The sequence below is a fragment of the Sphingomonas montanisoli genome, from assembly GCF_008274695.1.
In the GTDB taxonomy this organism is placed as follows: domain Bacteria; phylum Pseudomonadota; class Alphaproteobacteria; order Sphingomonadales; family Sphingomonadaceae; genus Rhizorhabdus; species Rhizorhabdus montanisoli.
Window position 1 is genome coordinate 856,987 of record NZ_VTOU01000001.1, and the last position, 22,228, is coordinate 879,214.

The 22,228-nt window shown below is 66.0% G+C and carries 20 protein-coding genes; 6 read left to right on the forward strand and 14 right to left on the reverse strand.

Translation table 11 applies throughout. The annotated features are described in order from the left end of the window. Positions 1 to 2: 2 nt before the first annotated feature. The 10 genes from FYJ91_RS04355 to FYJ91_RS04400 are packed head-to-tail and all read right to left on the reverse strand — an operon-like array spanning position 3 to position 9,318. Entirely contained in the window at positions 3 to 905 is a 903-nt protein-coding gene (locus tag FYJ91_RS04355; protein ID WP_181008336.1) for an SDR family oxidoreductase, read from the reverse strand. After that, a complete protein-coding gene (locus FYJ91_RS04360; RefSeq protein ID WP_149521023.1) occupies positions 905 to 1,558 on the reverse strand; it encodes a gamma carbonic anhydrase family protein in 654 nt (217 codons plus the stop codon). Before FYJ91_RS04360 ends, FYJ91_RS04355 begins: the two co-directional genes overlap by 1 nt. Before the next feature lie 15 nt (positions 1,559 to 1,573). Further along, on the reverse strand, positions 1,574 to 2,725 hold the full coding sequence (locus FYJ91_RS04365) for an acetyl-CoA C-acetyltransferase (protein ID WP_149521024.1): 1,152 nt from the start codon (positions 2,723 to 2,725) through the stop codon (positions 1,574 to 1,576). An 11-nt stretch (positions 2,726 to 2,736) separates the two neighbouring features. Continuing rightward, positions 2,737 to 3,744: an acyl-CoA dehydrogenase family protein gene (locus tag FYJ91_RS04370; RefSeq protein ID WP_149521025.1), complete on the reverse strand. Its 1,008-nt coding sequence runs from the start codon at positions 3,742 to 3,744 to the stop codon at positions 2,737 to 2,739. A gap of 11 nt (positions 3,745 to 3,755) precedes the next feature. Next, a complete protein-coding gene (locus FYJ91_RS04375; protein ID WP_149521026.1) occupies positions 3,756 to 4,907 on the reverse strand; it encodes an acyl-CoA dehydrogenase family protein in 1,152 nt (383 codons plus the stop codon). After that, on the reverse strand, positions 4,907 to 5,662 hold the full coding sequence (locus tag FYJ91_RS04380; protein WP_149521027.1) for an enoyl-CoA hydratase family protein: 756 nt from the start codon (positions 5,660 to 5,662) through the stop codon (positions 4,907 to 4,909). The genes FYJ91_RS04375 and FYJ91_RS04380 overlap by 1 nt, the downstream gene beginning before the upstream one ends. Beyond that, entirely contained in the window at positions 5,662 to 6,729 is a 1,068-nt protein-coding gene (locus FYJ91_RS04385; protein ID WP_149521028.1) for an NAD(P)H-dependent flavin oxidoreductase, read from the reverse strand. Before FYJ91_RS04385 ends, FYJ91_RS04380 begins: the two co-directional genes overlap by 1 nt. Before the next feature lie 2 nt (positions 6,730 to 6,731). Then, entirely contained in the window at positions 6,732 to 7,634 is a 903-nt protein-coding gene (locus FYJ91_RS04390) for an enoyl-CoA hydratase (protein ID WP_149521029.1), read from the reverse strand. Beyond that, the gene (locus FYJ91_RS04395) at positions 7,631 to 8,431 is read right to left on the reverse strand and encodes a CoA-transferase subunit beta (protein ID WP_149521030.1); all 801 of its coding nucleotides are present in this window, start codon (positions 8,429 to 8,431) and stop codon (positions 7,631 to 7,633) included. Before FYJ91_RS04395 ends, FYJ91_RS04390 begins: the two co-directional genes overlap by 4 nt. A gap of 11 nt (positions 8,432 to 8,442) precedes the next feature. After that, positions 8,443 to 9,318: a CoA transferase subunit A gene (locus tag FYJ91_RS04400; protein WP_149521031.1), complete on the reverse strand. Its 876-nt coding sequence runs from the start codon at positions 9,316 to 9,318 to the stop codon at positions 8,443 to 8,445. Positions 9,319 to 9,560: 242 nt separating this feature from the next. Here FYJ91_RS04400 and FYJ91_RS04405 point away from each other — a divergent pair, with 242 nt between their 5' ends. The 3 genes from FYJ91_RS04405 to FYJ91_RS04415 all read left to right on the forward strand — a co-directional run bounded on the left by FYJ91_RS04405 (position 9,561) and on the right by FYJ91_RS04415 (position 12,685). Then, positions 9,561 to 10,301 carry an SDR family NAD(P)-dependent oxidoreductase gene (locus FYJ91_RS04405; protein ID WP_181008337.1) on the forward strand — a complete coding sequence of 247 codons (741 nt, stop codon included), beginning with the start codon at positions 9,561 to 9,563 and terminating at the stop codon, positions 10,299 to 10,301. A 107-nt stretch (positions 10,302 to 10,408) separates the two neighbouring features. After that, positions 10,409 to 11,350: a LysR family transcriptional regulator gene (locus FYJ91_RS04410; RefSeq protein WP_149521033.1), complete on the forward strand. Its 942-nt coding sequence runs from the start codon at positions 10,409 to 10,411 to the stop codon at positions 11,348 to 11,350. A 192-nt stretch (positions 11,351 to 11,542) separates the two neighbouring features. Further along, positions 11,543 to 12,685 carry an LLM class flavin-dependent oxidoreductase gene (locus tag FYJ91_RS04415; protein WP_149521034.1) on the forward strand — a complete coding sequence of 381 codons (1,143 nt, stop codon included), beginning with the start codon at positions 11,543 to 11,545 and terminating at the stop codon, positions 12,683 to 12,685. 211 nt (positions 12,686 to 12,896) lie between these two features. Here FYJ91_RS04415 and FYJ91_RS04420 read toward each other — a convergent pair whose 3' ends face one another. The 3 genes from FYJ91_RS04420 to FYJ91_RS04430 all read right to left on the reverse strand — a co-directional run bounded on the left by FYJ91_RS04420 (position 12,897) and on the right by FYJ91_RS04430 (position 17,118). Beyond that, on the reverse strand, positions 12,897 to 15,017 hold the full coding sequence (locus tag FYJ91_RS04420; protein ID WP_149521035.1) for a TonB-dependent receptor: 2,121 nt from the start codon (positions 15,015 to 15,017) through the stop codon (positions 12,897 to 12,899). A gap of 139 nt (positions 15,018 to 15,156) precedes the next feature. Beyond that, positions 15,157 to 16,311, reverse strand: coding sequence for a helix-turn-helix transcriptional regulator (locus FYJ91_RS04425; RefSeq protein WP_149521036.1), 1,155 nt, complete (start codon positions 16,309 to 16,311; stop codon positions 15,157 to 15,159). A gap of 60 nt (positions 16,312 to 16,371) precedes the next feature. Continuing rightward, positions 16,372 to 17,118 (reverse strand): SDR family oxidoreductase, encoded by a 747-nt coding sequence (locus FYJ91_RS04430; protein WP_219822553.1) that lies wholly within the window; start codon positions 17,116 to 17,118, stop codon positions 16,372 to 16,374. Positions 17,119 to 17,270: 152 nt separating this feature from the next. Between FYJ91_RS04430 and FYJ91_RS04435 the strand changes: the two genes are divergently transcribed. Then, complete coding sequence (locus tag FYJ91_RS04435) at positions 17,271 to 17,660, forward strand: nuclear transport factor 2 family protein (RefSeq protein WP_149521038.1); 390 nt, start codon at positions 17,271 to 17,273, stop codon at positions 17,658 to 17,660. Positions 17,661 to 18,110: 450 nt separating this feature from the next. On the opposite strand, the gene FYJ91_RS04440 is transcribed toward FYJ91_RS04435, so the two are convergent. Continuing rightward, on the reverse strand, positions 18,111 to 19,391 hold the full coding sequence (locus tag FYJ91_RS04440; RefSeq protein WP_181008338.1) for a spinster family MFS transporter: 1,281 nt from the start codon (positions 19,389 to 19,391) through the stop codon (positions 18,111 to 18,113). A gap of 188 nt (positions 19,392 to 19,579) precedes the next feature. Between FYJ91_RS04440 and FYJ91_RS04445 the strand changes: the two genes are divergently transcribed. Beyond that, the gene (locus FYJ91_RS04445) at positions 19,580 to 21,382 is read left to right on the forward strand and encodes an acyclic terpene utilization AtuA family protein (RefSeq protein WP_246152418.1); all 1,803 of its coding nucleotides are present in this window, start codon (positions 19,580 to 19,582) and stop codon (positions 21,380 to 21,382) included. Positions 21,383 to 21,388: 6 nt separating this feature from the next. Next, on the forward strand, positions 21,389 to 22,210 hold the full coding sequence (locus tag FYJ91_RS04450; protein ID WP_149521041.1) for a Coq4 family protein: 822 nt from the start codon (positions 21,389 to 21,391) through the stop codon (positions 22,208 to 22,210). Positions 22,211 to 22,228 lie beyond the last annotated feature (18 nt).

A 22,228-nucleotide genomic window follows, 5' to 3' on the forward strand; every position in this document is an offset into this window, starting at 1 on the left:
CCTCAGCTGCCCCAGACGGCGCGCGGCGCCTTGCGCTGACCAAGCAACGCATCGACGGCCGCGCCGACATTGGCGGGCTCCCACTTGGCATCCTGGTCGACCGTCGGGCCGAGATCCCAGCCATGCTCCAGCGTGATCCGCCCACCTTCGAGTTCGAACACGCAGCCGGTGACATGCTTCGACTGCGGCGAGCCCAGCCACACCACCGTCGGCGCGATATTGTCCGGATCCTGCTTGTCGAAGCCCTCGGCAACCTCGGCCATCTTCTCGCTGAACGCGCCGGTGGTCATCCGCGTGCGCGCCGAGGGGGCGAGCGCGTTGGAGGTGATGCCGTAGCGGCCCAGTTCGGCCGCCTGCACCAGCGTCAGCGCAGCGATGCCGCCCTTCGCGGTCGAATAGGCCGCCTGCGCGATCGATCCCTGAAGGCCCGCGCCGCTGGTGGTGTTGATGATCCGCGCGTCGACCGGATTGCCCGCCTTCTGCTGCGCGCGCCAATAATCGACCGCGTGGCGCGCCAGGCAGAAATGGCCGCGCAGGTGGACGTGCATCGTCGCATCCCATTCGTCGGGCGTCGCCGACACGAACATGCGGTCGCGCACGATGCCCGCATTGTTGACGACGACGTCCAGCCCGCCGAACCGCTCGACCGTCTGTTCGACGATCCGCTTGGTCGCGTCCCAATCGGTCACGTCGTCATAATTGGCCATCGCCTGCCCGCCGGCGGCGATGATCTCCGCCACCACCGCATCGGCGGCCGACGTGTCGCGGCCCTCACCGCCAAGGCTGGTCCCGATGTCGTTGACGACCACGTTCGCGCCCTCGGCCGCGAAGGCGAGCGCGTAGCTGCGCCCCAGCCCGCGCGCCGCGCCCGTGATGATGACGGTGCGTCCCTCGCAGATACCCATCAGTTTGCCCTTCCCTCTTCGATCTTTTTGGCCATCTGTCGCTCGCGATAGTCCGCAACCGGCCCGCTCAATCGCACGCCGACCGCCTCGGACTTGAGGCGCGGCCTGTCCGCTTCCACCGCTTTGAGCGGCTCGGCCTCGACGAAGTCGGTCAGCGCCTCGCGCGCCAGCCGCTGATATTCGCCGTGGCCGTCATTCTTCCACGTCACCTTGTTCGGCTCGATCGACCGCACCACCGCCGCCGGATTGCCCGCCACCAGACTGCGCTCGGGGATCTGCATCCCGTTCTTCACCAGCGCGAGCGCGGCGACGAGGCTCTCCGCCCCCACATGCGCGTGATCGAGCACCACCGCGTTCATCCCGATCAGCGCATTTTCGCCCACGGTCGCGCCGTGGATGATCGATCCGTGGCCGATCGTCGCGCCGCGCCCGATCACCGTGTCGATGTCGGCCGATCCGTGGATCGTGCAGCTATCCTGAACGCTGCTGTCGCCTTCGACCACGATCCGCCCGAAATCGCCGCGCAGCGACGCGCCCGGCGCGATGAAGCAGCCCGGCCCGACGATCACGTCGCCGATCAGCGACGCAAGCGGGTGGACGTAGCTCGTCGGGTCGACGACGGGGACGATCCCTTGATAGGCATAGCAAGGCATCGCCCCACGCGATCCTTACAGCCGCTCGATGATCGTGACGTTGGCGAGGCCGCCGCCTTCGCACATCGTCTGCAGGCCATAGCGGCCGCCGGTCCGCTCCAGTTCGTGGAGCAGGGTCGTCATCAGCTTGGTGCCGGTGGCGCCGAGCGGATGGCCGAGCGCGATGGCGCCGCCATTGACGTTGACCTTGTCCAGATCGGCGTCGAGTTCCTTCGCCCAGGCGAGGACGACGCTGGCAAACGCCTCGTTGATCTCGATCAGGTCGATATCGCTCAGCTTCATGCCCGCCTTGGCGAGCGCGTGGCGCGTCGCGGGGATCGGCGCGGTCAGCATGAAGACCGGGCTGTCGCCGCGCACCGTCAGGTGATGGATGCGCGCGCGCGGCTTCAGGCCGTGATCCTTGACCGCCTTTTCGCTGGCGATCAGCACAGCCGATGCGGCGTCCGAAATCTGGCTGGAAACGCCGGCCGTGATCTTGCCGCCCTCGCGCACCGGCTTGAGGCCGGCGAGCCCTTCTAGCGTAGTGCCACGACGCACCGTCTCGTCCATGCGGAAGTCGCCGACGGGCAGGATTTCACGGTCGAACCGGCCTTCGTCGATCGCACGCTCGGCGCGCTGGTTCGACGACAGGGCGAAACGCTCCATATCCTCGCGCGAAATGCCCCAGGTGTCGGCGATCTTCTCTGCGGCGTAGATCTGGTTGATCTCCTCGCTGCCGTAGCGCGCGGTCCAGGCCGGCGATTCCGAGAAGGGGGTTTCGTGGCCATAGGTCTGGCCCGCATACATGGCGGCGGAGATCGGGATGGCGTTCATGTTCTGCACGCCGCCCGCCAGCACCAGATCCTGCGTGCCCGAAAGCACGCCCTGCGCCGCGAAGTGGATCGCCTGCTGCGACGATCCGCACTGGCGATCGATCGTCACGCCCGGCACCGCTTCGGGCAGGCCGGCGGCGAGCCAGCAGCTGCGGCCGATATTGCCCGCCTGCGGGCCGATCGCGTCGACGCAACCCCACACGACGTCGTCGACCGCGAGCGGGTCGAAACCGAGGCGATCGACCACGTCCTTGATCACGATCGCACCCAGATCGGCGCTGTGGATGCCGGCGAGGCTTCCCTTCTTGCGACCCGTAGGGGTGCGGATGGCGTCGACGATATAGGCTTCGGGCACTTGGAAGCTCCTCAGGCGAAGGTGGCTGCGGGGCCGATCGGCATCGACCCGGTGATCGCGCTTTCGACGCGATCGAGATGGAAGGCGCGGTCGCCCCAGCCGCCGGCGAGCGCCCAGGCGCGCTTCATCCAGAAGTGGAGGTTGACCTCATAGGTGTAACCCATCGCGCCGTGGACCTGGATCGCGGTCTCCCCGGCGGCATAAGCGGCGTCGCACGCGGCGAGCTTGGCGTGGCTGATATGGATCGCCGCATTCGGCTCGCCATGTTCGACCGCATAGGCGGCGCGCAGCACGACTGGCCGCGCAAACTCGATCGCGACCGCGATGGTCGCGCAGTGATGCTTGATCGCCTGGAACGCGCCGATCGGCTGGCCGAATTGCTGGCGCGTATTGGCATATTCCACCGCCTGCGCGAGCATCGCGTCGGCAGCACCCAGCGCCTGCGCGGCGGCGAACAGAGCCGCGCGATCGAGCAAAGCGTCGGCGCTGGCATCGATCGCCTCGCCGCTCGCCGCGACGGGCGCGAACAGGCGGCGCAGCGGATCGACGCTGTCGAGCGCGGTCGACGACGGCGCCGTGCCTATCGACAGCTGGCCGCCCTCGGCGCTCAGCAGATGCGTCGCGCCCTCAAGGTCGGCGATCCACGGATTGATTGGATGTTGGAGCGCGACCTTCGCCTCGCCGCTCGCAATCGCCGCGACCAGATCGGTCTTGCCGGCGGCGGCAAGGATCGGAAGCGCGACGAAGGCGCTGTCGATCATCGGCTCGGCCAGCCCTGCCTTGCCTGCCTCGATCGCGATCAGCACCGCCTCGACGGTGGTCAGCCCGAGCCCGCCCGCGCTCTCCGAAGCGAGCAGGCCGGGCAGGCCCATCTCGACCAGCCCCTGCGCAATCTCGGCCGAGCGGCGCGACGGCGTTTCGTCGAGCGCCCGCAACGTATCGGGACCATGCACGCCGGTCAGCCAGTCGCGAACGCCTTCGACGAGGACGGTCTGATCTTCGGTCAAACGGAAGTCCATCGACCCGCCTCCTATCGCGGCAGGCCGAGCAGCCGCTCGGCGATGATGTTGCGCTGGATCTCGTTCGAACCCGCGTAGATCGGGCCGGAGAGCGAGAAGATATAGCCTTCGAGCCAAGCGTTGATGCTGTCGTCGGCCAGCACGCGCAGCTCGGCCGCCGCGCCCAGTATCTGCATCGCCGCGCGGTGCATCGACCGATCGAGTTCGGACCAGAAGATCTTGTTCAGACTCGCCTCGGCGCCGATATGCCCACCGGCGATGATCTTCGACGCGACCGAATAGGTGTTGTAGGCATAAGCCTGTGCCCCCATCCACGCCGCGCTCACCGCTTCGCGCGCTGACGGCGGAGCGTTCGCCCCCTTTTCCTTGAACAGATCGACCAGCTTCTGCGCGGTCGCCTGGAAACGTGCGGGGCTGCGCAGCATCAGCCCGCGTTCGAACCCGGCGGTCGCCATCGCGATCCCCCAGCCGTCGCCTTCGCCGGCCAGCCGGTTGGCGACGGGCACGCGCACCTCGTCGAAGAAGAGTTCGGCAAAGCCGGTGTCGCCGTGCAACTGGCGGATCGGCCGGCGGGTGATGCCGGGCGAATTGAGGTCGAACAGCAGGAAGCTCAGCCCCTTGTGCCGCTTCGATCCCGCTTCGGTGCGGAACAGGCCGAAGCCCCAGTCGGCAAAGGCCGCGCGGCTCGACCAGGTCTTCTGCCCGGTCAGGACGTAGTAATCGCCATCACGCTCGGCCTTGCTGGTGATCGCGGCCATGTCCGAACCGGCGCCCGGTTCCGACCACGCCTGCGCCCAGATGATCTCGCCCTTCGCCATCGGCGTCAGGAAGCGCGCCTTCTGCTCGTCGGTGCCGAACTCCATGATCGTCGGACCGAGCAGGAAGATGCCGTTCTGGTTGGCGCGATTGGGGCCACCGGCGCGGAAATATTCTTCCTCGAAGATCAGCCACTGGATCAGGTCCAGCCCGCGCCCGCCATAGGCTTCGGGCCACGTGACCATGCCCCAATTGCCCGACGCCAGCGTGCGCTCCCACGCAACATGCTGGTTATAGCCTTCCTCACGCTCCAGCGTGACGAGCGGCTCCTTGGGCGCGTTCGCCTCCATCCAGGCGCGCACTTCGGCCCGGAACGCCTGCTGCTCGGGGGTGTAGGCCAAGTCCATCAGAACTTGGCCGCCTTGCCCGTTTCGACGAAGGCGTCGCGCGCCTTCTGGCTGTCCTCGTGCATGTACATTTCGAGGGTGAAGCCCTGTTCCCAGCGATAGCCGCGATCGACGTCGCGCGGCTCGAGGCCGTTCAGCGCCTCCTTGGCGATCACCAGCGCCTTGCGGCTTTTGGAGGCGACCACCGCGCAGAAAGCGCGCGCTTCCTCGACCAGCTTGTCGCGCGGCACCACCTTCTCGACCCCGCCGAGGCGATAGGCTTCCTCCGCCGGGATATTGCCGCCGGTGAAGAAGGCCGCACGCACCTTGTGGAGCGGCAGCATGCGCGACAGGTGGCTCGCCCCGCCCATCGCCCCGCGATCGACCTCGGGCAGCGAGAAGAAGGCGTCGTCCGCGGCGATGATCGTATCGGATGCGCCGCAAATGCCGATGCCCCCGCCGATCACGAACTTGTGAACCGCGACCACCACCGGCACCTCGCAATCGCGGATCGCCTTGAACGTCAGGTAATTGCCGCGATTAAGGAGCGTGATCCGGTCGGGATGCGCCTGCATCTCCTTGATATCCACGCCACCGCAAAAGCCGCGCGCCGTTTCCGCCGCGCGGATAAGGACGACGTTGACCTCCGGGTTCGCGCCCGCCGCGCGGATCGTCTCGGGCAGGCTGTTCCACGTCACGCTGTCGAAGGCGTTGACCGGGGGCACGTCGAACACGATCTCGGCGATCCGGTTCTCGATGGTCGTGGTGATCGGCATCAGTTTGTCCCCGCCAGCGCCGCGATCCGCGCACGCGCTTCTGTTTCGATCGATGCGACCAGTTCGGCGCAGGTCGGCAGATCCTTGAGCCGCCCGCCGACGAGGCCGGTCGCCATGATCCCGCCCGTTGCATCGCCGTCGACGACCGCACGCTGGATCATCATGGGAGCCGCCGCCGCCATCATCGCCTGCGGCAGCGACAGGCCGCCATGGCTGGTCATACCCTTGGCGGCCTTGAGCATGTCGCCCCACGACGCGCCGGTCTGCTTCTTCATCTCCAGGCCGGCTTCCATCGCGCGGAACAACATGCCGATGCGGCTCGACTTCTCGATCTTGCCCAGCGCCTCGTTGACGATCATCCGCTGCGGCATGCCGTCGACCTTGGTGGAGACGATGATGTCGTCGGTCCCCGCCTTCACATAGCGCGCCTTGACCTCGGCCGGCGGCGCGCTCTCCTGCGTCATCAGGAAGCGCGTGCCCATCGCGATGCCCGCCGCCCCGTAAGCCAAAGCCGCCGCCAGACCGCGCCCGTCGCCAAAGCCGCCCGCCGCGATCACCGGCACCTGCACTGCGTCCAGCACCTGCGGCAGCAGCACCGTCGACGGCACCGATCCGGTATGCCCGCCGCCCTCGCCGCCCTGCACGACGATCATGTCGACGCCGATCTGCACCATCTTCTGCGCATGCTTCACCGCGCCCACGGTCGGCATGCACAGGATGCCCGCATCCTTGAAGCGGCCGATCATCTTGGCGTCCGGGCCGCGCCCGAAGCTGACCGCGCGCACCTGATCGGCATTGGCGAGGATGATCTCGACGATCTCGGCCGCGCCCGGCTGGAACATGTGGAAGTTGACGCCGAAGGGCTTGTTCGTCCCCGCCTTCACCGCCGCGATCCCGGCGCGCACCTCGGCCGGGGTCATCACGGCGGCGGCGAGGAAGCCGAAAGCGCCCGCCTCGCTCGATCCGATCACGAGCGGCCCGGTCGCGACCCAGCCCATCGCGGTCTGGATCACCGGCACGCGGCAGCCCAGCGCGCGGGTTACGGGTGTGTCGAGCGGATCACTCACGATCAGCTGTCCCCGGCCTGCTTCTTGTTGGCGGCGGCCATGCTCTTGGCGTCCAGCCCGCCCAGGCTGTTGGTCGACGTCAGGTCGTTCTGCGCATGGGCGAAGTGGTGCATGTGGAACACCGCATCCATCGCGGTGCGCTTGCCACGCAGTTCCTCGACATGGTTGAGCGCCTGCTTGATCAGCCAGTTGCCGAGACGCGGGCGCGTCGCCAGTTCGTCGGCGATCGCCTTGACGTCGGCGTCGAGCGTCTCGCGCGTCGACAGGCGGTTGACCATGCCGAAGCTGTAGGCGCGCGGCGCGGGCATGCGCTCACCGAGGTAGAGGAATTCCTTCGCGACGCGCGGCGGCAGTTCGAAGCCGTGCGCGAAATATTCGACGCCGGGAATGCCCATGCGGCCGACCGGATCCTGGAAGAAGGCGTCCTCGGTCGCGACGATCATGTCGCACACCCACGCCAGCATCAGCCCGCCCGCGACGCACGCCCCCTGCACCGCCGCGATCGTGGGTTTGGGCACATCGCGCCAGCGGCGGCACATGCCCAGATAGACCTCCTGCTCGCGCGTATAGAGCAGTTCGGCGGCCGGCTTGTTGACGTGATCGGCCAGCAGGTGCTTGCGCTCGAAGCTCTTGTGCAGATCGCGTCCCGGCGTGCCGATGTCGTGTCCGGCGGAGAAATGCTTGCCCGACCCGCGCAGCACGATCACCTTGACCGCATCGTCATCGACCGCGCGCGCAAAGGCGGCGTCGAGCGCATAGGTCATCTGGCTGTTCTGCGCGTTGTTGAACTTCGGCCGGTTCATCGTGACGTAGGCGACCGCGCCGTCCGTCTCGTAGAGGACCGGCTCATCGGTCTCGTAGATGATCTCCACCTCTTTCGGCGGAACCAGACCCTCGTCGCTCATGCCGCGATCTTTCTATCGGCCGACGGATTATCCTTGATCACGCTGGCGCGGACATTGTGCGGATCGAGCTTCGCGATGATCGCGAGTTCGTCCGCCGTCGGCAGGCGCGTGGTGGGCACGTCGCCCTCGAGCACCAGATCGAAGCCGGTCTCCGCCTTCACCTGATCGACCGTCACGCCTGGATGGACCGACACCAGCCGCACCGCATTGTCCGGCCCGCCGAAATCCATCACGCACAGATCGGTGATCATCTGGCGCAGGTCGACGCCCGAATAGTTGGCACCCGGCACGCGCCGCGCGGGGTTATAGCCCACACTCGACACCATATCGACTTCGCCCTCGACGAAGACGCGCTTCGAATGGCCGGGGACGAACATCGAGTTCGCATGGTGGATCGTGTTGCCGGGGAAGCCGCGCGCGCCCAGCATCATCACCTTGGGCTTGTCGTACGTGCCGCCCAGCGCCGAAATGTTCATCTGACCGAAGCGATCGATCTGGTTGGGCGAGACCATCGCGTGTCGCTTGCCGGTCCACACCGCGCTGTCGAAGTAGCGCGAGAAGGGCAGGTAACCCGAAGCCTTGCGGTCGTCATAGGCACGCGGGCCGATCGGCACCGGCTCCTCGACCAGCCACGCTTCGCCGTCGGTCATCAGCAGTTCGGGCGTGTGCGTCAGCTTGGCCAGGCTCGCACCGAGGCGCGGGATCGGGCCGATGCCGGTCGCGACGATTTCGCCATTGCCGCGAAACGCCTCCGAACAGGCGACGATCAGGAGTTCAGCGAGGGTGGGATTGCTCATCTGCGCTATCCTCAGAAAATCGGGAGCGGCAGCGCCGCGATCTTGTCCGCGCCACCGACGCGATCGATGTAGCCGGCCTCGTCGGCGCCGATCACCTCGGCCATATATTTGTCCCAGCCGCCCTCTTCGGCGGCGCTGGCGGTGTAGGCCTTGAGCGCGCCCATATCCCAGCCATAGCTGGGCGGCAGCGAGCTTGGGTGTGCGCCACATTTCGCCTCGATCACGCCGTGGACGAAACAACGTTCGAAGATGTTCGCGCGGGCGTCGTCGGGGTGGCTGAAGTCCATCCGCTCGACGACTTCCTCGGCCGAAACATAGGTGCGGGTCGCCGCCTTGGCGAACCACTCGTCATAATAGGTGTCCGGCCCCAGCGCCTGGACATTGCCCCAATGATCGGCGCGCTGGACATGGATCAGCGCCGCGTCGAGCTTGAGCGCCGGCATCGCCACGAGCACCTCGCCATCGTCATAGGGCGACGTGACCGTCTTGAAACCGTTATGCGTCATCAGGTCGGTGCCGAAGCCCACCCGCGTTGGCAGGAAGGGCAGGCGCAGCGCGGCGGCCTTCAGCCCCCATTGCAGATGCGCCTCGTCCAGCTCCATCACCTCGAGCCCGCCCGCCTGGCGCGCCTTGCGGAAGTAGGGCTCCAGCGGGATCGCATCGAGCGAGACGAAGCCGAAGATCAGCTTCTTCACCTTGCCCGCCGCCAGCAGCATGCCGACATCCGCGCCGCCATAAGCGACGATGGTGAGATCCTTCAGATCGGAGCGCAGGATCGCGCGCACCAGCGCCATCGGCTTGCGGCGCGGGCCCCAACCGGCAATGCCGATCGTCATGCCGTCCGAAAGCTCGGCGACGAAATCGTCGAACGAAAGGCGCTTGTCCATTATGTCCCTGCATCCTCTTGTCATGCGGTCTTGAAGCCGCGCCTATGGAGTTCACGCTAGGTCGATAATCACCATTTGGGGAGCCGGACCCGGCCGATTACCGTCGCTCCGGAAATATCATCAAAACAGATGCGCCGAAGCCGCCTATCGAATTTTGTAAACACCGCACTTCGCATTCGGCGCTTTTTTCTCAAGGCTTCGGGCGATTGATGATCGGCCGATCGAATCGAGGGAGGATGGATATGGCGGACAGGCTGGCGGGGCGGCGGATCATCGTGACGGGGGCGGCATCGGGCATGGGCCGCGCGATCGCCCGCCTGTTCGCGGCGGAAGGCGCAAAGTTGGCGCTGATGGACATCACGCCCGAGCCGCTGGCGGCGATCGCGGCCGAAACCGGCGCCGAGCATCTGGCAGGCGACGTGTCCGACCTCGCTTATCTCGACGATTGCGTCGCGACTTTCGCCAAGGCGCTCGGCGGGATCGACGGCCTCGTCAACGCCGCCGGCATCCTGCGCACCGCACCGATCGAGGAGACCAGCCCCGCAATGTGGGACCGCATCCAGGCAGTGAACCTGTTCGGCCCGGCCCAGCTCTGCCGCATCGCGCTTCCGCATCTGAAGGCTTCCGGCCAAGCCTCGATCGTGAACATCGCTTCGCTCGGTGGCATCCGACCCAATCTCAACATGTCCGCCTATGCCGCGTCGAAGGGCGGGCTGATCGCCTTCACCAAGGTTCTCGCCGCCGAAGCCGCACCGACGGTGCGCGCCAACGCCTTGTGCCCCGGCTTCATCGCCTCGCCGATGACCGACGCACTCTATGTCGAGGATCCCTCGCGCCGCGACGTCACCCTTGCCCGCCTCGCGATGAACCGCGCGGGCACGGTCGAGGAGATCGCGCAGTCGGCCCTGTTCCTCGCATCGCATGAATCGAGCTTCACGACCGGCGCCGTTTTAACGTCGGATGGGGGAAGCTCGTGGCATTGAGCGCCCAATTTCCGTCACCCCCGCGCAGGCGGGGGCCTATCCAGTGTCGTCGCAAGCGGTGGGCTTGGATGGGTCCCCGCCTGCGCGTGGATGACGAAAGTTAAGTCATGGCCCGCGACGCGACGATCATCCTGCGGCACCTGCCGTACTTCCTCGCGGTCGTCGAGGAGGGGTCACTGCAGGCGGCCGCGGCGCGTCTCAACACCACCCAGTCGGCGATTTCACGCCGCATCCGCCTGCTCGAATTCGAGATTGGCGACGTGCCCTTGTTCGAACGCAGCGCGCGCGGGATGCGCCTGCTCCCCGCGGGCGAGGCGCTGCTGACCGAAACGCGCACCGTCCTCGCCGCGATCGGCCGGGCGAAGGCGCAGATCGATGCGATCGCGAGCGGGGTCGCGGGCCGGATCACCGTGGGCTTCGCCGAAATCCTCGGCCGGCGCACCGACATGCTCGACGCGATCCGCGAATTTGCGGGTCAGCACTCTACGCTCGACATCCAGATGAAGCCGCTCATTTCGGAAGAACAGCGCGGCGAGCTGACCGCCGGTACGATCGACCTTGGCCTGCTCTATCATCCGATCGGGGAGGATATCGCGGCGACCCTGTCGGGCAACGGGCAGGGTTTTGCGAGCGCGGCGATCCTCGACGATCCGTTCCTGCTCGCCGTCCCCGCCGCGCATCCGATTGCGACGATGGCCGAGCCCCGCCTCGCCGACCTGGCCGACGAGCCGATCATCTGGGCATCGCACAAGAAGAACCCCCGCCTCTACGATCTGCTGCAGGAGGCCTGCGACCGGCGCGGCTTCGTCCCCCGCATCGCGATGGAAACGCCGACGTCGGACATCACGATGAAGATCGTCGCGGCCAGCATGGGGATCGGCTTCGTCCCCGCCTCGCTGATCGGCCACGCGCCCGCCGAAGTCGCGTTCGTCCGCCCGGTCGACCTCGACGTCGCGATGCGTGCCAGCCTGGTCTGGCGCACCACACCCGACGGCGACCTTCCCTACCGCGTCGCCCAGCATTTCCTCGACCGGGTCTCGCACCTGTAACCACCCCCTCCACCGTTCGTGTCGAGCGTAGTCGAGACACGTTGGCTGGGTATGCGTGAACGTGTCTCGACTTCGCTCGACACGAACGGATGGAAAGAGGCGTTCGAATTTCGCGAAGCCTTCCCTTCGCAATGAGCGCTTTTTTGCGTGTCGGCACAGCGCGAAAACGCTTTCCAAAGGAGAGCGATTCCCATGAAATTCTCGATGATCTACGAAGCCCAGCTGCTCGATCCGAGCCCGGCGGAGGAGGAGAAGGTGCTGCTCGAGATGGTCGAGCAGGCGGAAGCGCTCGACGAATATGGCTTCGACACGGTCTGGGCGGTCGAGCATACCGCCCTCACCCAATATGCGCATATGAGCGTGCCCGAAACCTTCCTCGCCTTCGTCGCGGGGCGCACGAAGCGGATCGGGATCGGGCATGGCGTCGTCTGCCTGATGCCGGCGATGAACCACCCCATCAAGGTGGCCGAGCGCGTCGCGATGCTCGACATCCTGTCGGGCGGCCGCGTCCATTTCGGCGTCGGCAAGGGCGGCAGCCAGCAGGAGGCGGGCGCCTTCGGCTATGACCTCAACACGCTCCAGCCGATCATCGACGAAGCGATGTATCTCGTCCCCAAGATCCTCGCGAACGGCGAGATCGAGCATCACGGGGAGTATATCGACATCCCCCACCGCCCGATCCACCCGGCGCCTAAGCAGAAGCCGCATCCGCCGATGTACATGGCGACGACCAAGGCGGAGACTTTGGTCATGGCCGGATCGCGCGGGATCGGCGCACTGGTGATGGGCTTCGGCGGGCCGGAAGACGTGGCGAAGAAAAGCCGCATCTATCGCGAGGCTTATGCCAAGCGGAAAGCCGAGGATCAGGTCGGCTTCGTCCCCCTCGAACATCTGGCGGCCTTATGCCCCACGATCGTCTCGCACGATCGCGAGAAGGCGCGCCGCGTGGGCCTGCGCGGGCAACGCTTCTTCGCCGAGGCGCTGGCGCACTGGTATCAGGGCATGCCCAAGCCGACCGGTTACGACCTGTCGGCCGAGGAGCATCTGGAGGCGCTCGAACATCTGCGCACCGATCGCCACGCCATCATCGGCGAGGACAAGGTCGCGATGGCGCCCGACCCCGGCTATTATGGCGAGGTGCCGCATGCTTACGGCACGCCCGCCGACTGCATCGCCTATGTCCAGCGCCTGATCGACGCGGGCGCGGATGAAATCCTGTTCCTGTCGCAGATGGGCGGCGTCGAGCATGAGGCGATCATGGAAACGATCCGCCTGATCGGCACCGAGGTGATCCCGCACTTCCGCGCGAAGGGAGAGGCGAGGAGCGCGGCGTAGTCTCCCGGTCCAACCCGTCATGCTGAACTTGTTTCAGCATCCACTCCTCCGCAAGTGCGAGTTGCCAGAAAGAACGGGCCGGACGGATATATCCGGCTTTATCCGCGTCAACCTCCTAGTGGATGCTGAAACAAGTTCAGCATGACGGCCGAAAAGGAAAAGGCCGCGTCCCGAGGGACGCGGCCTTTTCCTTTTCCCCGCTAGGAGAGGATCAGAACGAATACGTCCCCGTCACCCCATAGCTGATCGGCCGCGCATAGGCGATGGCGTCGGCGAAGGCGGTGACCGAGACGCCCTGGCCGTAGCGGGTGTTGGTGAGGTTCCGGCCCCACACCGACAGCTTCAGATTGTTCTGCAGCGTGTAGCTCACCTCGGCATTCACCAGCGAATATTCGCTCTGGCGGCTCCGGTTGTCGACCGTCCAGGCGAAGCCGGAATTGTAGTAATAGGTGACGGCCGCGCCGATCTTGTCGCCGTTGGCGAGTTCGCGGTCGTAATTCACCCCGACATTGCCGGTGACCTTCGGCGTGCGGATCAACGGGTTGCCCGAGGCATTCCCCGTGAACTGGATATTGCCGCCCGCAGGCGCGGGGGCCGGCGCGAAGAACGGCGCGTTGGTGAACGTGCCATATGTGCCGTTGGTATAGGCTCCCGCGATCCGCACCCGGAATGCGGGCGTGATCCGATAGGTGAAGTCACCATCCACGCCATAGATCGTCGCGTCGGTCGCGTTGAGGGTCAGCGCCAGGCCGTTTGCATCGCGCGTCTGCAGCTGCAGGTTCTTATAGTCATAATAATAGGCCGACACGTTGAGCGTGATTTCGTTGCTCGAATGCTTGAACCCGCCTTCATAGGCCTGAACCGTCTCGGGCTTGATCGCGGGCAGGCCGAACGCCGTGGCGTTGTACAAGCCGCTCTTGAAGCCCTTCGAATAGGTGAAATAGACGTTCGACTGCGGATCGACTTCGTACACCAGCGACAGACGCGGGGTCCAACTGTCGAAGGTCGCTTCCCGCTTTGTGGTCAGCGGATTGCCCGCCGCGCGACGCTGCGCATTCTCGCGCTTTTCCTTGCTGTAGCGGACACCCGCCGTGACCTTGAACTGCGGCAACACCTCGTACGTGCCCTCGGCAAACGCCGCCCCCGCCTCGGCCTTCAGCCGGGATTCGGTGACGAGCGCACCGTTCGACAGGACCGGATTGAAATCCTTCTGATGGAAATAATACAGCCCGCCGAGCCACTGGAACGGTCCCGGCTCGGATGAGGACAGGGTGAATTCCTGCGTGAAGACATTCTCGTTGATCGTCACGTTGACGCGGTTGATCGCCGCCGCCACGCGATCCTGATCGGTGAAGGATCGGTGGTCGGTGTTGCGGTAGGCGGTCAGCGACTTCGCCACCACGCCATCGAAATCGTGCTGGATCTCCGCGCTGCCGCCCCAGCCCCAGCTGTGCGCGAACGGATCGAAGGTGAGCGCCAGCTTGTACGGATCGCTCGGGATGAACGCGCCCACCGACGATGTGGCGCGCGGGCCGCTGCCGATCGAACGGATCGAGATGCCGGTCGAATCCTCGACCCGTCCATAATCGCCGCTCAGCGTGATGCTGGTCGCCTCGCCCGGCTCGAGCAGCAATTTACCGCGGATATTATATTCCTGGTAGGTCGACAGATCGGTGTTGCGCAGCGCGTCCTTCGTGAAGCCGTTATCGTCGCGATAATAAGCGGCAAGGCTTGCGCTGATCCCGTTGGTGATCGGCCCGGACAGATAGCCGCCCACCCTGACCTCGTCGAACCGGCCATAAGAGGCGGTCAGCTTGCCGGTCAGCGTGTCGGACGGCTTCTTGGTGTTGACCAGGATCGCGCCGCCGGTGGCGTTGCGGCCGAACAACGTGCCTTGCGGCCCCTTCAGCACCTGGATCGAGTCAATGTTGACCAGATCGAACACCGCGAAGTTCTGGCTCGCGATATAGACGCCGTCGACATAGACCGCGACGGGCGATTCCGCGCCGCCCGCGACGATCGTCGTGCCGATGCCGCGGATCGTCGCCTGCAACTGCGCGCCGGTATTCTGGATCGTGATGCCCGGCGTGATCATGGCCAGATCGCGCGTCGCGGTCGTGCCGTTCCGCTCCAGCTCGGCCGCGTTGAACGCCGTCACCGTCAGCGGCACGTCCTTCAGCTTTTCCTCGCGGCGCTGTGCGGTGACGATGATCTCGTTATCGCTCGCCATTTCGGCCGGCGCGGCGGGTGCCTGCGCCCAGACGGGGGCGCCCGCCGCCAGCGCTATCGTGAGCGCCGACCATGCGACACCGCTCTTCACGATCCTGTGCATCTCTCCATCCCCTCTTCTGGTCTTTCGCCACGTTGTTTCCGTGGCGTGCTTATCCGCAGACCAGTATCTTCGATTGGGCGGAAGGAGGGAGCGAGAAAATTCGATAGGCTCGTTGCGGGCGTCGCAACCCTGCGCGCGTTCAGCCCAGCATCGCCACGCTGCGCAGGATCAGCCGCACCAGTTCGGCCTGCCGCCCGACGCCGACCTTGGCGAAGATCTTCTTCGAATAGCTGCGCACCGTGCTTTCGGTCAGGCCGGTCTCCTTCGCCGCTTCGGCCAGGGTCAGCCCCTGCGTCAGCAGCGCGGCCAGGTTCGCCTCCGACGGCGACAGATCGAACAAAGTCGCGATCAGCTGCTCGAACGATCCGCTGCGCCCTGCGTCGGTCGCATAGACCACGACCGCCGGCCCCAGATCGGCGGGCGCGCGCCGCTCGCGCCGGATCGCGCGGACGAGGATACCGAGCCCGTCGGCGCGATCGTCGACGCAGCGGAACGCCTTGACGAAGTCGCTTTCGGGATCGGCGATCCGCGCCGCCAGCGCCTTGTCGATCGTCTCGCGGAAGCGCGCGCCGTCGCTGCGGCCCGTCAGCGTCAGCCGCCCGTCCATCACGCGGAAGGTCTCGCCGCGATCGATCAGTTGCTGTGCCGCGCCGTTCGCCCGCACCATCCGCCCGCGTCCGTCGATCATGAACGTGCCGATCGTCAGCCGGTCGAGCGCGTCGGTCAGCACCTCCAGCTCGGATTCGTCGCGATAGATGCGCGAGAACAGCGCCAGCGCCTGTTCGAAATGCGGGCGCAGCGCCGCCATGAAGCGCTTATGCTCCTCGCCGAAGCGCATCCCCGATCCCGAATGGACCAGGCCGATATTGCATTCGAGCCCGCCCGGCTCGGTCACATACATGCCCAGCGCCTGTTCGATGCCGTAGGGACGCATGACGGTGCGGTAGAACTCGCTTTCCTCCAGCGCCTCGCGGCTCGCCACCTCTTCGAGCAGGACGATGTCGCCCGATCGGTGGAGCGCGTTGCGCAGCGGATCGAGATGGCCGATCTCGGCGTGGGCATTGCCGATGTCGCGCGCTTCCTTGCCGTGCACCGGTGGGGTTTTGCCCCACAGAACCATCGGCGCCAGCCCCTTGCGGCTCAGTTGCAGCGTGATCGCCGCATTCTGGCACCCGACCAGATCGACCAACGTCGACAGGAACCCCCGCCACGGCACGGGCTCGAGCGGCCCGCGATAGAGCGCCATCACCAGATCGTCGCTGATCGCGAGCGTGTCGGAAATCTTCTGCGCCATCTTCGTCCCTCCGCAGCTCGCCTTCTCGATCCTCACCCGCCAGGGGGAGGATTAGGAGGGTCAGCCCTTCGCCAACCCCAGATAGGCGGGCACTTCGCCGCCGCCATGCACCGCCAGTTCGGCGCCGCTGACATAAGCGGCCTGATCGGAGGCGAGCCACGCGACCGCATTGGCGATGTCGGCGCCCCACGCCATCCGCTTCATCGGCAGCATGTCCGATATGCGCGCGACCCCGGCGGGGCCGCCATAATGATCGTCCTGCCCCTCTTCGGCCTCGACCAGCCCGACGATGATCGCGTTGACGCGAACCTTCGGGCCCCATTCCATCGCCATGCCGCTGGTGGCGCTGAGCAGCCCCGCCTTGGCCGCGCCATAAGCGACCGTGCCCGGCGAGGCGCGCTTGCCCGATACGCTGGCGATGTTGATAACCGATCCGCCCTCGGCCTGCCCCACCATCACCGCATGCGCGGCACGGGCGAGGTAGATCGGGCCAAGCAGATTGAGGGCGATCACCCGCTCGACCAGCTTGGCCGAACTGTCGGCCAGCCCGACATTGGGCGATCCGCCCGCATTGTTGACGAGCAGGTCGAGCCGCCCGAACCGCTCCTTGACCTGCGCGACCAGATCCTCGGCGACCTGCGCGTCGCGGATGTCCGCCTGAATGAAGACCGCGCCGCCCTCGTCCGCCGGCGCCGTGCGACCGCACACCACGACGCGCCAGCCGTCGGCCAGCAGGCGGTCGGCGGTCGCCTTGCCGATCCCGCGTGTGCCGCCCGTAATCAATGCCACCCGGCTGTCGCTCATCATCCTCGCCTTTTCCGTTCGGCCTTCGCTCTGCGGACGGCCGCCCGGCCCGTCTCTCCCCATTTGGGGAGCGAGCCATTTTCATTGTCGGCTATCAAAGCGGCAAGCCCCCGCAGAGGCAAGCGCAACCCGATCGCAGGACAGGAAGACCCCGAATGAGCATCGAGACCAACAAGCAGATCGCAATCGCCTTCCTGCGATCAATCAGCGCGCGCAATCCCGACATGGCCATCGCCGCGCCCGATTTCAGCTTCTGGATGCCCACGCGCGGCCTGCTCGACAAGGACACCTTCCTCAAGCTCTCCGCCGGCCTCCAGTCGATGCTCGCCGAGCCGATCACGTTCGACATCGCCCACGTCACGGCGGAGGAGGACCGCGTCTCGATCGAGGCGGTCGGCACCGCGACCCTCATCGACAACACGCCCTTCCGCAACGATTACCACATCCTGTTCCTGATGCGGGAGGGCAAGGTCTCGCAGATGCGCGAATATAACAACTCGATCGTCGGCGCCGAAGCCTTCGGAAAGAAACGCCAACCGGCTTGACATTTTACCGATTTGGTTATATATCTGTTTCCAGATTAGAAACCGAATCTGCTTAGAAGAAGGCCGACGCCGGTGCCCACCACAATCCCAACGAGCCAAACCAACCAACTCCGACCGCGCCTTTTGCCTTTTATCTTGGGCGGCAAGATGGGTGGCGTCGTGACAGTGTCCAACAGTTCCCCGAGAACCGGCTCGACCATTTGCCTTTCTCCGTTGGCTTTCTCGATGCACTCCCCATCATGCGACGGTCTTTGAAATCCGCAACACTCATAATCCTCCCCCGCCAAGGGGAGGTGTCAGCGTAGCTGACGGAGGGGGAGGACGGCGGCTCACTAGAGGTCTCGCGTCCTCCCCCTCCGTCGCCTTTGGCGCCACCTCCCCCTGGCGGGGGAGGATTTAAGAGGAAAAACCAAAAGCCACAAAAGCCACAACCATTGTGGCCTTTCACCTTCATACGGCGACAGCCGCCACTTTCCGCCGATCGATCGCCGAGCCGAAGAAGAAGCACAAAACGCCCGCCAGATAGAAGAGGTTGAGCGTCAGCATCGCCCAGCGCAGCGAATGCTCACCACCGTAGAGGTCGCTCAGCACGCCGACCACATAGGGCCCGCCGCCATAACCGAGCAGGTTCGCCATCACCATCTCGATCGCGATCACGGTGCCGCGATAGTGCGGCGGGGTCAGGTTCAGGAGGGCGGCATAGCTGATGCCGAGGAAGGCGTAGCAGAACAGGCTGTAGCCCATGATCGCCGCGATCGTCATACCCACCGTCGCGGCCAGCACCGCCCACACCGAGAAGAGGCCCGTAATACCGGCGGCAACCGCGCATAAAAACATCATCCGCCCCGGATCGCCCTTCGCCAGCCGATCGGTGATCGTGCCGGTGAAGATCAGGCCGATCCCCCCGCACACGCCCGATCCCAGCGCGATGACGAGGCCCGCCTGCTTGATGTCCAGATCATGCTCGCGCATCAGGAAAGGCGCGAACCAGCCGAGCACCCCGGTGTTCGCCGCCGCCAGCAGCGCCGCGCCGACGATGATGCACATCACCCGCCCGTCGCGCCGGATGAAGCCGAACGCATCGGCCAGCCGCTGCCGCCAGTTGCCCGAAAAATCGAACTTCTTCGCCTCCTGCGCCCCCCGTTCCGGCTCGCGCAGGAAGAAGAGATAGGCGATGGCGAGCGGGATGCCCGGCAGGCCGGCGGCGACGAACGCCATCCGCCATCCATATTCGGCAACGATCCACGCGCCGACCAGAAAGCAGAGGAACGAACCGAGCGATATCCCCGTCTGGAAGATCGCCACCGCGGTCGCCCGCCGTTCGCGCGGAAACATGTCGGTGATCATCGACACCGCGGTCGGCGACGCCCCCGCCTCCGCCGCGCCCACGCCCACCCGCGCGAGCAGCAGGTGCGCATAGCTGTTCGCCAGCCCCGCCAGCGCGGTGAGCGCGCTCCACAGCGCCAGCACGATCGCGAGCAGGTTGCGCCGGCTCATCCGATCGGCGAGCAGACCCAGCGGGATCGCGGTGATCGCATAGACCATCCCGAAGGCAAGGCCGGTCAGCATCCCCAGCTGGCTGTCGGTCAGCCCGAACTCGGCCTTCAACGGCTCGATCACCAGCGACGCGACCCGCCGGTCGATCTGGTTGAGCGTCATCATCGCGGTGAGCAGGGCCAGGCCGAACCAGGCGCGGCCGCGCGACATGCTGGGGGCTCGATCGGGGGTCATGGCTCTCCGTTCGGACGCATCGAAACGGCGTCTCTCTGGCGCGCAGGCTATGGAGTGCGGGGTCCGCGCACAATTACCGAAAAGACATGGCGGACATGCGCAAAATCGAAGCGCCGCTTGCCCAATCGGCAGTGGCCGCGTCACCCCACCCCGCATAGTCTGACAGGCAAGAACGAGAGAGGATGAGCATGGCAGACCGCATCGTGCGGATCGGGGGCGCGAGCGCCGCCGCGAACGACACATCGTTGGGCGTGACGCAGTTCCTCTCGGCCGAACCCCCGATCGATTATATGGTGTTCGATCTTCTCGCGGAGTCGGTCGTGGGCCGGATGGGACGGCTTAAGCTCGCCGATCCGAACGCGGGCTATGTCGCGGGCTTCATCGACCGGATGATCGGCCCGCACCTGCGCGCCATCCACGAGCGCGGCATCCGCGTCATCGCCAATGCGGGCGGGGTCAATCCGGCGGCATGTGGCGCGGCGCTGCGCAAGGCGATCGCGGCAGCGGGCGTGCCGCTGACGGTCGCGGTGGTCGACGGATCGGACCTGAGCCACGTCCTCCCGCAACTGCGCGACACGCCGGAGATGTTCACCGGCGCGACCCTCGGCGACGCGCTCGACCGCGCCGATCCGGTCCTCGCCTTCACCGCCTATCTCGGCGCGCTGCCGATCGCCAAGGCGCTGGCCAAGGCCGCCGACATCGTCATCACCGGCCGCATCGTCGACAGCGCGACAGCGCTCGGCGCGCTGATCCACGAATTCGGGTGGGATCTCGACGATTTCGACAGGATGGCGGCCGGCACGCTCGTCGGCCATCTGATCGAATGCGGAACGCAGGTGACCGGCGGCACCTTCACCGATTGGCGCGCGGTGCACGACTGGGCAAACCTCGGCTACCCCATCGCCGAATGCCGCGCGGACGGCAGCGCGGTCATCACCAAGCCCGCGGGCACCGGTGGCCTCGTTTCGGTCGGTACCGTCGCCGAACAATTATTGTACGAGGTCGAGGATGCTTCGGCCTATCTCGTCCCCGACGTCGCCTGCGATTTCAGCGGCGTGACGCTCGAACAGATCGCCCCCGATCGCGTCCGCGTCTCGGGCCCGAAGGGCCGATCGCGCCCATCGACCTACAAGACATGCCTCACCTACGATTATGGCTGGCGCGCGATCTACGCGATCCCGATCGTCGGGCAGGAGGCAGCGGCCAAGGCGACCTATCTCGGCGAAAGCCTGATCGCGCGGACCAGCAAGATGCTGCGCGACCGCAACTGGGGCGAGTGGACCCGCACCTCCGTCGAGGCGATGGGCAGCGAAAGCAGCTTCGGCCCGCATGGGCTGGGCGGCGGCATCCGCGAGGTCGTCGCGCGCTTCGCGGTCGAGCATGAGCGGCGCGAGGCCGTCGAGATGTTCATGGCCGAAGCCTCCGCATCACAAATGGTCGTCGCGGGCGCGACGATGCCGCTCACATCTTCGGTCGCGATGGTCCAGCATCTGCAGAGCGTGCTGGTCGACAAGGCGCACGCGACCATCACGATGGAATATGATGGCGTGACTGAGGAGGTGCCGGTCCCCACCGACGGCGCCTTCGACCGTGCGAGCATCGTCCGCACCGACGTCCCGCAGCCGCAGGGCGAGGCGGGCGCGACAGTCCCCCTGTCGAAACTCGCGTGGGTGCGTAGCGGCGACAAGGGCGACCTGTTCAACCTCGCCGTCATCGCGCGCGATCCGCGCTTCGTGCCGTGGCTTGCCGCGTCGATGACCGAGGCGAAGGTCGGCGCCTGGTACGCGCATCTGACCACGAGCGGAGAGGCCGTCCCCGCCGCGCGGCATTATGTGCCGGGCCTCCACGCGCTCAACTTCCTGATCCGAGAGTCGATGGGCGGTGGCCTCGCCGCCAACATCCGCTTCGACAGCCCCGGCAAGGGCAATGGCCAGATGATCCTCGATTTCCCCGTGGCGGTGCCGCACGCGCTCGCCGCAGAGCTGGGCTGACGCGACATGGACAATCTCGACTATCTGATGACGCGGGTGAAAACGCCCGAGACGCGCAGCAGCGTGCTGATCTCCTCCTCGCCTTTCCTCAATCATGCCGGCCTGCGCGATTGGGTGGCGACCCATTATCTGCGCAAGAACGGCCCCGATCGCGGCAATGAAGGCGACACCGCCGACGGCCTGATCCCCGCGCTCAATAGCATGACCGACGTTCCGAAGATCGAGCGGCTGATCGACGAGGAGCGCGAGAAGAATCCCGCCTTCCGCGACTGGGTCGACGAAGCGTATATCGCCCCGCATTCTGCGGACTTCTTCAAGGGCTATCCCGAGGGCAGCTTCGGCCACCGCTACTGGAGCGTGATCGACGGCGGCTATCAGCCCAACCTCGCGCGCGAGATGATCGTGCCCAAATCGCGCTACGAATTCATCCGTTTCCGTTTCGGCCAGATCCACGATTTCGAGCATCTGATCGCGGGCGGCGGCTTCAACACGCTGGGCGAGCTGATGCCCTATTTTGTGCGGCTGTCGAACGTCCACCGGCATCTCTCGTCCGAACTGGCGGGGGAGCTGACGCGCTTCTACGTTCTCGGCGGCTATCGCTTCCCGGTGCGCGCGGGGCTGCATTATCCGCAAATCTACATGACCGTGCTGGAGTTGCAGATGCGCGGCATCCGGATCGGGCTCGAGTCCGACCCGATTTTCATGGCGAAGTTCGAAGACGTGCTGCACCTGCCGCTGCCCGAGGCGCGCGCGGCGCTGGGCGTCCGCCATGCCGAGGATCTGGATACCGAGGAGGCATCGCGCATCTTTGACGATCGGGGTGAGTGATAACCTGAAGTTATCACC